16 protein-coding genes are annotated in these 14202 nt (G+C 69.5%); 1 reads left to right on the forward strand and 15 read right to left on the reverse strand.

Annotated features, from left to right (window positions below):
* Nucleotides 1-86: 86 nt before the first annotated feature.
* Nucleotides 87-1595, reverse strand: coding sequence for a type VII secretion protein EccB (gene eccB, locus V8688_RS11395; protein WP_342800769.1), 1509 nt, complete (start codon nt 1593-1595; stop codon nt 87-89).
* A gap of 117 nt (nt 1596-1712) precedes the next feature.
* Between eccB and eccE the strand changes: the two genes are divergently transcribed.
* Complete coding sequence (gene eccE, locus V8688_RS11400) at nt 1713-3452, forward strand: type VII secretion protein EccE (protein ID WP_218717558.1); 1740 nt, start codon at nt 1713-1715, stop codon at nt 3450-3452.
* Nucleotides 3453-3666: 214 nt separating this feature from the next.
* Here the strand turns inward: eccE and V8688_RS11405 are convergent, their stop codons facing one another.
* The 14 genes from V8688_RS11405 to V8688_RS11470 all read right to left on the reverse strand — a co-directional run bounded on the left by V8688_RS11405 (nt 3667) and on the right by V8688_RS11470 (nt 14195).
* Complete coding sequence (locus V8688_RS11405; RefSeq protein ID WP_255587458.1) at nt 3667-3960, reverse strand: type VII secretion protein EsxR; 294 nt, start codon at nt 3958-3960, stop codon at nt 3667-3669.
* A gap of 32 nt (nt 3961-3992) precedes the next feature.
* Complete coding sequence (locus tag V8688_RS11410) at nt 3993-4322, reverse strand: WXG100 family type VII secretion target (protein WP_218717557.1); 330 nt, start codon at nt 4320-4322, stop codon at nt 3993-3995.
* Nucleotides 4323-4364: 42 nt separating this feature from the next.
* The gene (locus V8688_RS11415) at nt 4365-5156 is read right to left on the reverse strand and encodes an ESX secretion-associated protein EspG (RefSeq protein ID WP_218717556.1); all 792 of its coding nucleotides are present in this window, start codon (nt 5154-5156) and stop codon (nt 4365-4367) included.
* Entirely contained in the window at nt 5153-6142 is a 990-nt protein-coding gene (locus tag V8688_RS11420; protein ID WP_316573547.1) for a PPE domain-containing protein, read from the reverse strand. The genes V8688_RS11415 and V8688_RS11420 overlap by 4 nt, the downstream gene beginning before the upstream one ends.
* Nucleotides 6143-6157: 15 nt before the next feature.
* On the reverse strand, nt 6158-6469 hold the full coding sequence (locus V8688_RS11425; protein WP_218717554.1) for a PE family protein: 312 nt from the start codon (nt 6467-6469) through the stop codon (nt 6158-6160).
* 28 nt (nt 6470-6497) lie between these two features.
* Nucleotides 6498-7859, reverse strand: coding sequence for a hypothetical protein (locus tag V8688_RS11430; protein ID WP_218717553.1), 1362 nt, complete (start codon nt 7857-7859; stop codon nt 6498-6500).
* A gap of 2 nt (nt 7860-7861) precedes the next feature.
* On the reverse strand, nt 7862-8173 hold the full coding sequence (locus tag V8688_RS11435) for a type VII secretion target (RefSeq protein ID WP_218717552.1): 312 nt from the start codon (nt 8171-8173) through the stop codon (nt 7862-7864).
* A gap of 100 nt (nt 8174-8273) precedes the next feature.
* On the reverse strand, nt 8274-8558 hold the full coding sequence (locus tag V8688_RS11440; protein ID WP_308248425.1) for a YbaB/EbfC family nucleoid-associated protein: 285 nt from the start codon (nt 8556-8558) through the stop codon (nt 8274-8276).
* A 36-nt stretch (nt 8559-8594) separates the two neighbouring features.
* On the reverse strand, nt 8595-8927 hold the full coding sequence (locus tag V8688_RS11445) for a hypothetical protein (protein ID WP_218717550.1): 333 nt from the start codon (nt 8925-8927) through the stop codon (nt 8595-8597).
* A 20-nt stretch (nt 8928-8947) separates the two neighbouring features.
* Nucleotides 8948-9730 carry an ESX secretion-associated protein EspG gene (locus V8688_RS11450; protein ID WP_342800770.1) on the reverse strand — a complete coding sequence of 261 codons (783 nt, stop codon included), beginning with the start codon at nt 9728-9730 and terminating at the stop codon, nt 8948-8950.
* The gene (locus V8688_RS11455; RefSeq protein ID WP_342800771.1) at nt 9727-11481 is read right to left on the reverse strand and encodes a hypothetical protein; all 1755 of its coding nucleotides are present in this window, start codon (nt 11479-11481) and stop codon (nt 9727-9729) included. The genes V8688_RS11450 and V8688_RS11455 overlap by 4 nt, the downstream gene beginning before the upstream one ends.
* A 175-nt stretch (nt 11482-11656) precedes the next feature.
* Nucleotides 11657-12133, reverse strand: coding sequence for a YbaB/EbfC family nucleoid-associated protein (locus V8688_RS11460; RefSeq protein ID WP_218717547.1), 477 nt, complete (start codon nt 12131-12133; stop codon nt 11657-11659).
* Between the two features lie 97 nt (nt 12134-12230).
* A complete protein-coding gene (locus tag V8688_RS11465; protein ID WP_218717546.1) occupies nt 12231-13430 on the reverse strand; it encodes a hypothetical protein in 1200 nt (399 codons plus the stop codon).
* A 15-nt stretch (nt 13431-13445) separates the two neighbouring features.
* Nucleotides 13446-14195, reverse strand: coding sequence for a hypothetical protein (locus V8688_RS11470; protein WP_218717545.1), 750 nt, complete (start codon nt 14193-14195; stop codon nt 13446-13448).
* Nucleotides 14196-14202: the final 7 nt, after the last annotated feature.

Here is a 14202-nt window from a genome sequence, read left to right on the forward strand (position 1 = left end):
CAATGTGGGTCAGGTGCCGAATCTGAGCTGAGCCCGAATACGGCGGGGGGCCCGGTGCACTGCGCACCGGGCCCCCGCCGTGTTCGCTACTTGCTCGCGGAAGGCAAGGAATCGTAGCTGGTCAGAGCGTCTTTCGCGGATAGCGTCGGGCCGGGGACCAGCTGACCGATGATCGACCACGGCGCGAGTCGCGGCTTGTCGCCGAGCCCGAGCACCGCGGCGGTGGCCGCGTCGGGAATGCCGTAGCGAATTCCGTTGTCGGCCACGTAGAACAGCGATTCCCGGCGCAGGCTCCCTGGCTCTGTCCCGGTGACCTGCACGAATTCGCCGGTGCTCGGCGGCAGGTAGACCGCGTCCATCCGGTCGCCCGAGCCGTCGGCGGTCGCGAGGGTCACGGGCTTGGCCGAAGCGGCCAGCGGCAGCTTCGTTCCGGCGAGCAGAGTCACCGTGGCGCGTTCGGCCGGACCGTCCACCGAGGTGCCCTGCGCGGTCGCGACGCCCGGGTTCTTGGCCCAGTGCACGCAAGCGACCGGAGCGTCCTCGGCCGCCAGGATGCGCGGCTTGCGCTCGGGGAAACCGTCGACCGGCAGGGTGTGCAGCACCGGCATCCGGTCGAGCACGTCCGGTGCCAGCTCGGCGATCTCCCGCATGTCCCGCGAATCGGCGTTGCGCAGCAGGTCCGCGGTGAATTCCGAGACCCGCTGTACCCCGTCCGCCAGCACCACGTACATCGTTTCCTGACCGGCGGCCTGCACCCCGGTCACCGAGATGATGCCGCCGATCGGCACATTCGACAGTTTGCCCGGGCCCGGCTCGCCCGCGCGCTCGATGGTCGGCACAGCCAGCGGGGGCGCCTGGGTGGTCGCGCCGAGGACCGCGCTGCCGATCGGGCGGACCTGCTTGCCGGTGAGCCCGAGGGTGCGCGCGATCACCGAGTTGTTCGGGTCGAGTTCGGCCCTGGTGCCCTGGTACACCAGGTAGGTCTTGTCGTCGCGGCGCATCAGCAGCGCGTCGTCGGCGCCGGCGGCGCCGATCCGGTCACCGGTTTCCGGCTTGCCGACGATGGCGGTGGTGAGCCCGCCGGTGGCACCGGACGCGCTCCCGGATGCCGAGAGCTGAGTGGTCTCGCACAACGTCCAGTTCGAGCTGTCGCCCTGCTTGGATCCCGGCATGGCGGCCGGGGCACCCGGGATGCCGAGCAGCGGACCGCGTGGCATCGAACCGAGCTTGTCGTCCTTCACCGACTTCGGCGTCTGGGCGTCGCCGGCGATCAGCCGGGCCGAGGCGAGATTGAGCACCGGATGGAGCGTCTTCTCGCCCTCCTTGGCCTCGACGACCACATACATGGCGCCGCTCTGCTTACCGCTGACGATCAGCGCGTCACCGATCGCGCCCTGCGGTTTGAGAAAGCCGAGAATGGCCGCGCCTGCCACGATGATCAGTCCGAGAACCGCGCCGACCATCATCGACCGGCTCTGCGACCGCATCGGATCGTGCAGCATGCGCACGTCGCGGCGGACCAGCGCGTGGTCGAGCCTGCGCAGCAGGAAACGATAACCGTTGACCTGGGCCTTGGTTGTCAGCTGTGCCGGCACAGGGACTCCATTGCTGCGTTGATCACCATCTCGTCGGACACGGTACCGTAAATCCGGAATTGTCCTTCACCATGATTCGACGGATGCCAAGCAGGGACAACGATTTTGAACAACAGTATGAACGCCGGGCAAACCGCCGGCGACAATGCCTACGACACACTGCGTGACCCGGAATTCTGGCTGTTCCGGATGTATCCGCTGCGCGCGTGTGTATCGGTCGCGGTGCTGGCGGCGATCGTGGCCTGGGTGGTCCTCGCGACGTCGAATTCGGGCTACGGGGCGATCGGTGGAGCGGTGGCCGTGCTGCTGATCGGGCTCGTCCCGATCCGCCGGCGCACGCTCGCGGTGCGGTTCGGCGGCTGGCTCGCGCGCCGTGCGCGCGGCCGCACCGACACCCTGGACCGGGCACCCGCGTTCGATGTGCCGCTGCCCGAGGGCGGCGGCTGTGGCGTGCGCTGGGACGGCGATCTGCTGCTGACCATGCTCCGGATCGATCCGCCGCCGGACTCGCTCACCCTGCTCCAGCGCGGCACCCTCAGCGCCGACCAGCTGCTGCCGCTGACCGAGGTCGCGCGCTGCCTGGACCAATTCGACGTGGAGCTGGTGAGCATCGACGTGATCGCCACCGGCGCGCGCACCGCGGGCACCGGCGCGGCCGCGCACCTGTACGACCGGATCCTCGGCCCGCTGCCCGCCATCGCGCACCGCACCTGCTGGCTCGTGCTGCGGCTGGACCCGGTGGCCAACGCGGCGGCGGTCGACAAGCGTGGCGGGGGCGCGACCGGTGCGCTGCGCACCATGATCATCGCGACTCGCCGGGTCGCCAATCGTCTCGCCACCCACGGCATCGACGCCGCGGTCCTCACCGCCACCGAGATGAACAGCGCGGTACGCGAGCTGACCCACGGTTTCGACCCGCTGCACCTGACCGAGTCGGCGCACGGCCTCGAATCCGAATTCGGCAGGCACCTGACCCACTACCAGCTCACCGCGCCGATGATCGGCACCAACGGGCTGGCCGAGATCTGGTCGCTGCCCTCGCTGTCGACCACGGTGACGCTGCGTCTGCATCCCGGCGCCCGGCGCATCGGACGCGCGTACGACAAGGCCGGGACCGTCGTCCTCAACGCCGTGGTCCGGTTCGATTCGGTGGCCCCCTACGAGCAGGCGCCGGTCGCCGGACTGCGCGAGCTGCCGGGCAGTCAGCGCCGAATCCTGCTGGACACGTTGCCCATCGGCGCGGCCGAGGACTTCGGTGGTCGCGACGGCTACCGCGGCACCCTTGCCGCGCTCACCGACATCTCCGTGCCGACCACCGGCTGTGGCCAGTTGATCGGTGCCGACGAACGCGGTCAGGGCATCGCGGTCCCGTTGATCGGCGCGGGTACCCGCCACGTCGACGTGATCGGAAACCTGGACCTGGCCCAGCAAGTCATCCTGCGTGCCACCGCGCTCGGCGCCCATGCCGTCGTGCACACCGCTCGGCCGCAGGCGTGGCAGTCGATGGTCGCCAACCTCGCGACCCCACAGCTGCTCTCGATCGCCCCGCGCGCGGCGGGCGCGACGCCGCAGACCCCGCCCGGGCCGCCGCCGGTTCCCGCGGCTCCCTACCCGACCACCACGGTGCTGGTCTTCGACGGCATCGCCCCGACCAGCCACCTCGGTGGCGCCACCATCGTCGAGATCCGCACCACCGAGCGGGATCCGGAGGCGATCGCCCCCGACGTCACCCTCGTCCAGGATCCGTACGCCCCGAACCGGATCACGGTGCGGACGAGTACCGGCAGCGCGACGGTGTCGATGGTGACGACCCCCGACGAGATGCACTACATCGGCGAATCACTCGCGGCGAGATGAGTTCGGACTGATCGACGACCTGAGCCCGAACTCAGCGCCGACAGCGCCGACCAACCCCGCACGGGCCGACCTCGAGGAGGCCCGCCCGCGCAGCGGGCGTAGCGGCCCGGCCCGACGAAAACGGGGCGAGACCATGTGCCGCAGGCACGAGTCTCGCCCCGTTTTCGTTGGGCCCCAAGGGGGCCGCGCTCGAGCGCGCCAGCGCTCCAAGAACTCAGAAGTCGGCGAAACCGTCGCCGACCTTGCCGTCGGCCTCGAGCGCGCGGTTGAGCGCGGACTCGACCTGGGCGGCGAGCTTGTCGAGCTTGTCGAGGGTGTCGGTCAGCTCGGTGGTGACGTTCTTGTGCGCGGTGTCGAAGTTCGAGATCGCGTTGTCACCCTGGAGGTTCGCCCGGAAGTCCGTCGCGGCGCCCTCGAGTTCGTCGATCTCGCCCTTCATCTTCCCGCCGTAGGTCTGCAGGTCGCTGAACAGCTCGTTCATCGCCGCGGGATCGTAAAGAATGGTCATGAGCTCAGTTCCTGTTCGTTTCTGATTCGCGGTCAGAGGTTGGTGTAGCTGCCGCCACCGCTGGTGGAACCACCGCCGGACAGGCCTGCGCCGTCCATGTTCACGAGGGTGGACTTACCGGTGTTGACGGCCTCGGTGAGCCGGTCGAACTTCTTGTTCAGAGCATCGGCCTCGTCGTGCCAGGCCTGGGCGACCTTCACGAACTCGTCGGAGGCGTCACCCTTCCAGCCGCGGAGCACGGCCTGGGCCGCGTCGTCGATCTGACCGACCGACGTACGCAGGTTGTTGATCGTGCCTTCGAGCTTGGAGACGACGCCGTCTACGCCGCCGGCTTCTACACCTACTGGTCCCTGAGGGGGCATGTGCCGAACCTTTCCTACTTGATGGTTGAAACGAGAGATGGCTTAGTCGGGCCGCCACCCCCCACCGGGAAGCCCCTCGAGGAGCGCACCGACGGCCTGGGTGAGGCGATGGTCGGTGCCCGGCGTTATGGTCGACCACACCTGCCCGTCGGGCGCCGTCATCGGCGCGACGACGATCCGGCCGCGCGCGGTGTCGTACACCGCGACCGCGCCAGGGGCTCGGGTGGTCAGCCCGTCATGGTGGACGGCGGCGACGATCTCGGTGTAGCCATGGCAGGTGCCGAAGGCCGCGCCGAGGACGGTCGCCTGGTGCGCGTCGATGCCGAGCGCGTACATCGCGTCCACGTACTGGGAAGTTGTCTCCGCGGCATCCAAGCGCGCCGCCAGATCATCGGCCGCGACGCTCACGCCTGCCACCTCCGCCGGCGGGCACTGCGGTAGCGCGGCGAGCAGGAGGCGGGTCAGTTCGCGGTCGGAACCGTCGATCGCACAGGTGCCGATCTCGAAACCGGCGCCGACCCGGATCGCGCTGGCGTGGCTCGCGCCACGGCGGGCCACGCAGATTCGGCGCCGGTCGCCGTCGCCGTAGCTGCGGGCCACGAGTTCGGCATCGGGCTGGGCGAGGGTGTGCAGCGCGTCCGCCAGGTCGGGCTCGACGTCACCGTAGCCGTCGAAGACACCGGTAGCCGTGAGCTCGGCGACCGCGGCGTCCCTGGCGGCGCGCCACGCGTCGAAGCTGTCCTGCTGCGGACCGACCGCCAGGACGAGAGGCAGGGTCTGGACACCGAGCCGATCGGCGACGGCCAGCAACGAATCATTGGTGAGGGTGGTCATGGCCGTCCCTCCGTGGTCGCCGTGGACGCGCTCCCGGTCGGGGGCGCGGGGCGTTCGGCGACGCCGAGCACAGCGGGGGCAGCCTGGATTTCGCCTTCGGCGACCAGCTGGTCCGATTCCTCGTACGCGAGGCCGGCGCGCGGGAAGCGGGACGCCGAGTCCTGTCCACCCGCGCCCGCGCCCATCGCGCCGGGCACGACCGGCGCGGCCTGTCCGGTCGGAGTGGCGACCGGCGTCGGCTGGGGGGTGGTGGTAGCCGCCGCGGCGGACTGCACGAAAACTGGTGCGCGATACGCGGTTTGCACCGGAGCGGGCATCGGCGGCAAGGCACCGAGGCCGAGTGCGCCGAGCCCCGGCACCGCCGCGGCGCCCGGCGCCCCGGGAGTTCCCGCCTTCGCCGACTGTTCGCCCGCCAGTGCGGATTCCGGTGCGATCGGCGGCGGCGGCGCGTGCAACCAGGGCGTCGCCAGCGGTTCGCTGGCCGCCTCGTAGCTGCGCATCACCCGGGAGGCGACGGCTTTCGCCACGTCCGCCTCGGTGTCGGTCTGGGCCGCGATGGCCTTGATCGGCGCGCCCAGCGCGGTGCCGACCTGTTCCAGCGCCTGCTGCATCGCGGTGATGGCCGCGATGTCGGCGGTGTTCGGCATCGCCAGCGCGGCCACCTCGTAGGCGAGGACCTGAGCTTGCAGCCGTGCGGCATTGGCGGTCGCGGCGGCCGCGGTGTCGATCAGCCACTCCCGCAGAGTCGAGATCCGTTCCCACACCTGCTCGCTGCTCCCCGACTTCCAGGAGCCACGCAGGGTCTGCAGCACCTGCTCGTAGTCGAGCACGGCCGCGCCGAAGGCCGCGGCCAGCCGCGTCCAGGCGGCGGCCGCGTCGGCCATCGGCATCGGTCCGGCACCGGTGGTGAGGTCGGTGGCGAGCTTGTGCGGCTCACGCGCCTCCCACACCACTCCGGTGAAGCCGGGCTGCGGTGGTTCGATCATCGGTGATGGATGCCTTTACGCCGCAGGCCCGTTGAAGCCGGTGGTGTTGTCGGTTTCCATCTGATCGAACTCGGAGACCTGGGCCCGCAGGGTGGCGGCGAGCTTGTTCATCTCGTGCGCGCCGGCCTCGGCACCGGTCAGGTAGTCGTCGGCGACACCGCTGGCGGTGGTCGCGGCGCGCGTGGACACCTCGTCCGCGCCCGCGGGCACCACCCGCAGGGTCGGGGCGACCGCGGACAGCTCGGTGGTGAGCCGGTCGGCGATGCCGTCCAGTGCTGCCGCGGCTTTGCTCGCCGCGGCCGAATCGAATTCGAAGGTGTTACTCATCTGCCACTCCTGTCGTGGTCGTGCCGCGTCACAGTGAGAGTTCTTTGTCCGGCGGCGCTTCGGTGGTCACCGGTTCGGCGGCACCGACCACCGGGGTCGCCACCCCCGCGATCTGGCCGACGACTTCGTCGCCGTGATTGCCGGTCACCAGCTGCGAGTGCACGGCCTCGTTGCCGCCACCATCGATCGCGCGTGCCATCGGCATGCCCGCGCCCGCGCCGGCGCCCATCGGCATATAGCCCGGTGCCGAGCCGCTCGCCGATGCGGTGGTCGTGCTCGCGCCACCGGAGCCCGCGCCCGTGCCGCCGATCGCACCGGTGGCGCCCACAGTGGACAGCCCGCCACCGCGACCGCCCTGCCAGGGACTCAACGGCGACGATGCCGCCGCCGCGCCTCCGACCGCGCCGATGCCACCGATCGCGCCGCCTCCGCCGCCGGCGCCGGACAGGCCCTCGGCCGTCTCGGTGTCGGCATCGGCGATCTCGGCGCCGGTAATCGCCGCGTCTTCGGTCGTGCCGGTGGTGCTCGTCGACAGCGAACTCACCTGCTCGGCCAGCGAACCCAGCGACGACACCGCGGTGCTCGCCGTGCTGATCAACGGGCTGATCAGGCTCATCAGCTGGCTCAGCGACTCGCTGCTCGCGTCGACACCGGACGGCGCGTTGGTCACCGGGACCTTCTCGCCCGCCTGCGCCATCTCGCCGCTCCGCGCCACCATCTCGGCCTTGGTCTCGGCCGTGATGGCCAGACCCTCGGCCATGGCCTCCATGGTGGCCGCGATCAGCACCGCCTGCCCGCCCGGCGTCGCCGCGTAGAGCGGGGCGAGGGCCACAGTGGCCGAATAGCGTGCGATCACCGCGGCCAGCTTGGCACCACCCACGGCGACGTTGCCCGCCGCGTGGGTGAGCACCGCCTTCTCCTGCACGCTCTGCGTCGCGAGGTTGGCACCGTCGGACTGCGCCGCGGTCGCCTTGTTCGTCGCCTCGGTCGCCGCGGCGCTCTGCCACAGCTGCATCACCGTCTGCAACGCGGTCGACCCCAGTGACATCGCTGTCTCGAGCACCGAGGTGATATTCGACAGCGCGTCGGTGGGATTCGACGACGTGCCGGACGTGGAGTTCGTGCCGCCGAGCGCGCCGGTGCCGAAAGCGGAGGCCAGATCGGTGAGCGGCCGCATCAGCGCGGACAGGTCGATCGTCGGCAGCGCGGGCATTTCCGGCAGCTGGATGAACTCCGGCAACTGCGGCAACTGCGGCAGACCCATCGAGCTGAGCACCTGGCTCACCGGCTGGTCCAGCATCGGGGCCAGGGAACTACCGCGCAGCAGCTCGAGCACGGTCGGGTCGACCGATGCCGCCGCACCGGCCGTGCTTCCCCCTGGATAGGTCATGGCTACTGATCGACCGCTGCGATGCCCAGCTTGGCCGCACCGTCGGCGCCCTCATACGTCGCAGCAGCCTGCGCGGCGGTCAGCGCGGTACCCGCGTGCACCGCGGCGAGCTGCGCCACCGAGGTCAGATGGTTGGCCTGCGCGTAGGCGAAGGACAGCAGGAATTCCTGGCCGATCAGGCCGAACACGGGCACCGCGGCGGCCATCGTGGCGGCCTGGTCGACCGCGCCCGCCTGGGCGACCCCCGCCGCCATGGTGGCCGAGGCACCCGCGTACGCACGAACTGCATCGGGAACTACCGCAACGTGATTCATGGCTATCGTCCAATCTCGAAACAGCCCATGGTGTTTCGTTACCTTATCTACCCGTCGGAAACCCGCGCCACACAAATCGGCGGTTAAAGCCAGTTGAATCTCACATGCCCGTTTGGTTGTACGCGGTCACCAGCTCGGCGCGCTCACCGAACGCACGGTGTGCGGCGGCCTGCGCGGTCCGCACCAGCACCTGCTCGAAATCGGCCGGCGACAATCGGCCGACCGCCGCGGAGAGTTCCAGCCCGACCAGCGCGCCGCTGCCGTCGACGGTCACCGTCACCGCCCCGTCGGGCGAGGTTTCCTGCGCCCTGATGCCATTGGTCGCCTCGGTCAGGTCCTGCAGCCGATAGAGCTGGCCCTGCACCTTCGCGATCAGCTCATCCATGGTTTCGACCATCGCCGTGTCCTCCCCTCTCGCTCGCTAGACCGACCGTAGCCAGCTGTCCGGCTCGGTGTCGTACTCCTGTTCCTCGACGATCTCCGCCGCCGCGACCTCGGCCTCGGTCGGCAATCCCGTCGCGGCCAGCAGCACCGGATCGAACCCGGCCTCCGCCAGCTGATTACGCCGTGCCAGTCCGGCCCGCTTGGCCGACTTCTGGCACAACCGCAGGATCTCGGCCGCCAGGTCGGCGGGATCGCGGCGCAGCTGATCCGCGTCGACGGTGATTCCCACCGGCAGCCCCTGCTCGGTGGTCCGTACCGTGATCGCCCCCGTCAGCGACGACGCGCTGAACTCGGTCGGAAACTCGTCCATCGATGCCCCTCCCATCCGCACTAGGCCCGATCATCCCTGATGGCTCTGACAACTTCGGCGATCTGGCTGTTGATCAGCGATACCACCCGTCGGCGATCGGCACCGACGGCCACCGGCGGCGTGCCGGGGACGATCACATAGCGACCGTCGTCGGTCAGGTCGCGCCAGCCCAGTCGCAATCGGAGTATCCCGCGCGGACCGAATCGCGACCAGCCCTGCTCGATGTCGATGAAGCCGTCACGATCCAGCGGCGCCTGCTGAAAGGTCTGTGTCTGCACCGCGGAGTCGTCGTCGTAGTGCTGCACCAGCGAGCGACCATAGGTGCGGTCGAATTGATCATCGCCCGGTTCGTCGAGGCGGATGTCGCGGCCACGGCCCGCCTCTGCCTCGGGCAGGTGATCGGCGATCACCTCGCCCAGCGACAGGGCGCTGTGCCGCGTGACGACGAATCCCTCGGCGTGGTAGAGGGTTTCGCCGGGTCGCTGCCGTACCAGGTAGCCCAGTTCGCCCTTGCGCACCGCGAGCATGCGCACCGAATAGGCGGGATCGATCAGCTTCTCGCCACCGCCGTAGCCACGCACCGCGATCCGGATGTCGGGGTGCGTGAGCACATCGATGATCTCGTCGAGCTCGTGTCCCCACCGCCGCCTGATTCGCGCCCACGCGTCCTTGCGCACGAATTCGGCCTCGTCCGCGTCGCCCGGTGCGCTGGTGTGGATGAACGGGTCGGGCATGTACTCCTCTTCGATGCCCGTCCACAGCGCGTCGAACTCGTCACCGGTGAATTCCCAGGTGGGCGTCACTGTTCCACCACCGGCCTCGCCACGATCGGCGCGTCACCGATGGCCTCGTCCAAGTGGTCGGTCGAGTCGAGGTAGTCGGCCCGCTTGTGTTCCTTCTGCTGGCCTTGGCCGCCCGCGCCGGCGCCACCCATCGGCGCCATGGGCATGCCGCCCATCGGCGAACCGGCGGCCGAGGACGCCACGCCCGCGCGGAAGCCCTCGGCCCCCGTGACGGCCGAGGCGCGTGGGAACAGCTTGGACGCGCTGTCCAAGCTCGGCGACAGCGGTGCGGCTCCCGCGCCACCGCCGCCGGCGCCCGAACCACCGCCGCCGCCCCCGCCTTTGCTCGCGGCGCTGAGCGCCTTCTTGGCCTGATCCTGTAGCGAACTGAGCGCCGCGGAGCCCGGAATCCCCGCCAGGGAACTCTGTTCGGCGGCCGAGGACGCCTGTTCCAGCGCGGATTGCGCGGCCGAGCTCGCTTGCTCGAGACCGGACTGCAGCGCCGAGGTCAGCTGATCGGCACCGGACGAACCACTCGATCCGCTGCCACCGTTCTGGCCGCCGGACCCGTTCTGACTCCCCGTGCTGTCCTTGCCACCGGTGTCGCTGCCCGACTTCTGTCCCTGCAACTCGGCGAGCGCCCGATCGAAGGCCGCCAGGGATTCCCCGGATTTCGAGCTGGAACCCGAGCCGGAGCCCGAACCCGAGCCGGACCCGCTTCCACTTCCACTTCCACTGCCACTGCCGTTGCCGTTCCCATTGCCGTTCCCGGTCCCGTCGCCCGTGGTCGGCGCGGTCGGCTCGGGCAGCGTGGGGATATGGCTGGTCGTGCTGTTGAGCCCGGGGACATAGGTGTTCCACATGACCTGACGGCCGTTCTTGGCGCAGGTCTCCTTGTCCGCCTGGGCCTGGGTACCGTTGGGGTCGGAGTAGCAGCGGGGCAGCATGAGCGCCGTCGCCAGCCCCTTGGAGGTGGCGTTGATCCAGCCGACGGTGTAGTCGAGCGCCGCGGCCACCTGTTTGGTCTGCTCGACCAACAAGCCGTTGGCCTCGTGATAGGCCGACATCGCCGCCATGGCGCGGGTGGCGCCGCCCGGGCTGGTCCAGCTCTTCTTGCTCGCTTCGACTTTGGCGTTCAGATCGTCGAAACCTGTTTTGAGCAGATCCGCCAGATCACCCCAGAACAACGCGGTGTGGGCCAGACTGCCGGGCACCGTCGACAGCGACGACATGATCGCCTGCAGTTCGTTGTAGTTGTAGTTGGGGGTCTCGGCCTTCATGCCCGCCGGATCGAACGTCTTGCCGTCGGCCAGGATCTTCGGCAGGTTCACCGCCGTCGCGACCGCCGGATATTGGACGACGGTGGGCGGCAGCACCAATTTCGTACTGGCGCTGCGGCCCTGTTCGATCTTGGTGCGCAGCGATTCCAGATCGACTTTGCTTCCGTCCTCGGCGCCCTTGTAATGCCGGGCCGCGTCGAGGAAGGTGTTGGCGACATTGTCGAGAACGGTCTCGTGTTTGCCGAGCACGGTCTTCAGCTGACCGGCCTTGCCCTCGAACTGCTTCGACAGTTGCTTACCCGACTCCAGCGAGGAGAAATCGGGCAGGTTCGCGACACCGTCCGCGGCGGATTTGACGGAATTGACCCAGTACCGCGCGTTGTTGGCGGCTTCGACCAGGTTCGGCAGCGCCGACGGCTCGAGCATCAGCGATCCGTCCGAGGCTGCCGAACGCAGCCCCGCCCACTGATCCTGCGCCGATGGTCCCGTCATGAAGTCGACCCTCCCTGTCCGTACCGGTGCCGCCTCGCGCCCCGCCTGGCACCGCTACCACGACACCGCCGATTCGCACGGCTTGCTAACGATTCTACGGTCCGACAGATGAATTCCGCATGTACAGCGCCGATCCCGCTGGTGGCGATGGCTCGACCATCCGCCGCCGTCGATCTCACCAGCTCGCGTCGGTGGCGGTCCGCGAGCGATCCCGCGCGCCGTCCGGCTCGTCAGCTGAGAGCCGTTCCCGCTCAGGCGAGTTGGGCGGTTCCAGCGACGCCTCCACGGGCTGCGGGATGGCGAATCCATCCATGTCGTCGACCAATTCGGTGATCTTCGGGAGCCGAGCGCGTTCCCGCTGAATCGGCGCCATCATCTCCTGGGTCTTGCGCGCGACCTCGGTCGCGGCCTGCTGGGCGGCCTCGGTGACGGCCTTGGCGATCTCGGTGTAGGTGAGATCGTCGATGTCGGGGGTGAACTTCGTTTCGATCACCTTGTAGTCGGCGTTGACCGTGACGGTCACCCGCTTGCGCACGGTGGCGCTGGCGATGATCTTCGCGCGGTCCTGCTGCACCTGCGCGATCGCCTGCATCTGCTTCTGCACCGTCTCGAGGATGTCCGCCATCTGCGCCTTGGCGTGTTCGTTGGTCATACTCGATTCCCTCCGACTTCCGAGCCGTCCCGAGCGGCTCTTCGGTGAGCGAGCACACCACACCCACCACGCCCGCGCAACAGCACCAGCGCTCAGCTCACCGCGCCAGGCCCACGGAATGCGTGCCGAGCAAACCGGCGAGATTCAGCTCGAACCAGGCGGCGTCGACGTGATAGGCGTCGGCGGGAAAAACCCGTGTGAAGGACTCCCTGGCCACGGCCGCCCGCTCGGCGGACTCGACCAGACCGAGCACGGCATCCTTCTGCGCCTGCGACGCCTTCTCGCCGAGCAGTCCGGTCAGCACCTCGACAACGGTTCTGGTATCCCACATCCCCGGCACCGCGGCGGCGAGCGCGTCGGCCCCCGCGGAGGCACCCCGGTACCAGCGGCCCCCCTCCCACCAGTAGCAGAAGGTGAGCAGGCCGTTCTCGGCCCGCCGGTTGATCACCGGCGCCGCGACCCAGTCGGGGGCACCCAGGTAGAAGTCCGGCATCGGCAGGTCTTTGTTGTAGACGGCGTCGAGTTCCGGTGCGTTCCACACCCCGCCGGAGAGCACGGCGCGGTCGCCGGGCAGCAGGCACAGGGTGGAACCGCTGAACTTGGAACCCTCGAAGACATGGAACGCCGGTGTCACCCGCGGCCCCCACTTGGAGCCGACCGCGACGAAAGCCGCGGCGATCAGCGCCCATCGGCGTGCCATCGGCTCGAGCGCGGGGAACTCCACGTCCGGCGCCGAGCCTGCCGCGCCCCGGCCCGCCGCGATATCCGCGCGCGCCTGCTCGGCCGCGGCCACCGGGCCGCGCACCTGCCGATTGCCATGGTGGATGTAGGCGGCCAGCCAGATCGGCAGGCGATCGCGCGGATAGATCTCGATGTCGGTGCGGTACACCGTCGGCGGGAACAGCTGATCGTCCGGGAACGGCTCGTCGCCGTAGTCGTAGTCGACCTCCATCCGGCCGGCGTTGGTGAGGGTGAGCAGGTAGCGCCACCACGGACCGTCGCCCATCGAGGCGGAGATGTGCCGGTGCTCGCGCAACGACTCCAGCAGTTCCGGACTCGGGAAGACCCGGGCGAAGCGCCCCTGCTCGTCGTGGAAGACGATCATCGACACCTCGGCCGCCGCCGTCATCGCGAACGACGCCTCGACCGTGGTCCAGCCCGGCGGTCCCAGCGCCGCCACGGTTTTCGCGATCCGATGACTCAGTGCGGCGGCGCGCTCCGGAATCCCGCCGTCGTCGGTCACCACCGTGGTGAGGGTGAATCCGACATCGGGATCACCGGCCAGCTCGTCAGCCACTGCGCACTCCTTCGTCTAGTCCCGGTCTTCGCCGTACCGCGCGATCACCGCACCCGCCTCGTCCCAACGGGTGCGGGTGAGCAGCGCGCCGTCGTCGTCGAAGACGGTCTCTTCCTTGCGGTCTCCGGTGGGGAACCATTCGACCCAGTGGCCCACCTCGTGCCGATCGGCGTATTCGCTGGTGTAGCGGGGGGTGCCGTCGAGGTACCAGCCGCGAGTCGGCCCGTCGCGGTAGCCGTCGGCGTAGGTGGCCAGATCGGTGATGGGGGCGCTCGGCGCCGGGCGGCGGAATTCCTGGCCGGTGAACGGCACGCCGCCGTAGTACATCCGGTTTTCCGTCTCGTCCCAGCGCAATTCGGGGTCGTCGGACGACACCGCGTCGGCGGCGATGCCCTTGCGGGTGCGCTCGTCGGCGAATTCGATGAGCGCGCCCGCCTCGTCCCAGACCGAGTGGGTCTGCAGGACGCCTTCGATGTCGTAGACGTCTTCGAGGCGGCGGGCGCCGCCGGGGTACCACTCCTGCCAGGTGCCGACCGGCCGATTGCGGTAGAACTCGCCGTTGTAGCGCATCGTGCCGTCGGGGTACCAGCCCGACCAGTCGCCGTCGCGCTCGCCCTGGTCGTAGCTCCAGTACTCGCGCCAGGTGCCGTCGGGGCGGGTGTGGGTCACCGCGCCGGTGTACGGCTCACCGCGATAGGACAACCTGCCGGTCGCCGCATCGATCTCCACGTCCGGATCGTTCCATTCGATCGGATCGTCACTCACCTGGGGA

Source organism: Nocardia sp. No.11 (assembly GCF_038752175.1).
GTDB classification, from domain to species: domain Bacteria; phylum Actinomycetota; class Actinomycetes; order Mycobacteriales; family Mycobacteriaceae; genus Nocardia; species Nocardia canadensis.

Bases quoted from the DNA above. Each gene is read 5' to 3' on its own strand.
- eccE (WP_218717558.1), top strand. From the start codon at position 1,713: ATGAACGCCGGGCAAACCGCCGGCGACAATGCCTACGACACACTGCGT.
- V8688_RS11405 (WP_255587458.1), bottom strand. From the start codon at position 3,960: ATGACCATTCTTTACGATCCCGCGGCGATGAACGAGCTGTTCAGCGAC.
- V8688_RS11410 (WP_218717557.1), bottom strand. From the start codon at position 4,322: ATGCCCCCTCAGGGACCAGTAGGTGTAGAAGCCGGCGGCGTAGACGGC.
- V8688_RS11415 (WP_218717556.1), bottom strand. From the start codon at position 5,156: ATGACCACCCTCACCAATGATTCGTTGCTGGCCGTCGCCGATCGGCTC.
- V8688_RS11420 (WP_316573547.1), bottom strand. From the start codon at position 6,142: ATGATCGAACCACCGCAGCCCGGCTTCACCGGAGTGGTGTGGGAGGCG.
- V8688_RS11425 (WP_218717554.1), bottom strand. From the start codon at position 6,469: ATGAGTAACACCTTCGAATTCGATTCGGCCGCGGCGAGCAAAGCCGCG.
- V8688_RS11430 (WP_218717553.1), bottom strand. From the start codon at position 7,859: ATGACCTATCCAGGGGGAAGCACGGCCGGTGCGGCGGCATCGGTCGAC.
- V8688_RS11435 (WP_218717552.1), bottom strand. From the start codon at position 8,173: ATGAATCACGTTGCGGTAGTTCCCGATGCAGTTCGTGCGTACGCGGGT.
- V8688_RS11440 (WP_308248425.1), bottom strand. From the start codon at position 8,558: ATGGATGAGCTGATCGCGAAGGTGCAGGGCCAGCTCTATCGGCTGCAG.
- V8688_RS11445 (WP_218717550.1), bottom strand. From the start codon at position 8,927: ATGGACGAGTTTCCGACCGAGTTCAGCGCGTCGTCGCTGACGGGGGCG.
- V8688_RS11455 (WP_342800771.1), bottom strand. From the start codon at position 11,481: ATGACGGGACCATCGGCGCAGGATCAGTGGGCGGGGCTGCGTTCGGCA.
- V8688_RS11460 (WP_218717547.1), bottom strand. From the start codon at position 12,133: ATGACCAACGAACACGCCAAGGCGCAGATGGCGGACATCCTCGAGACG.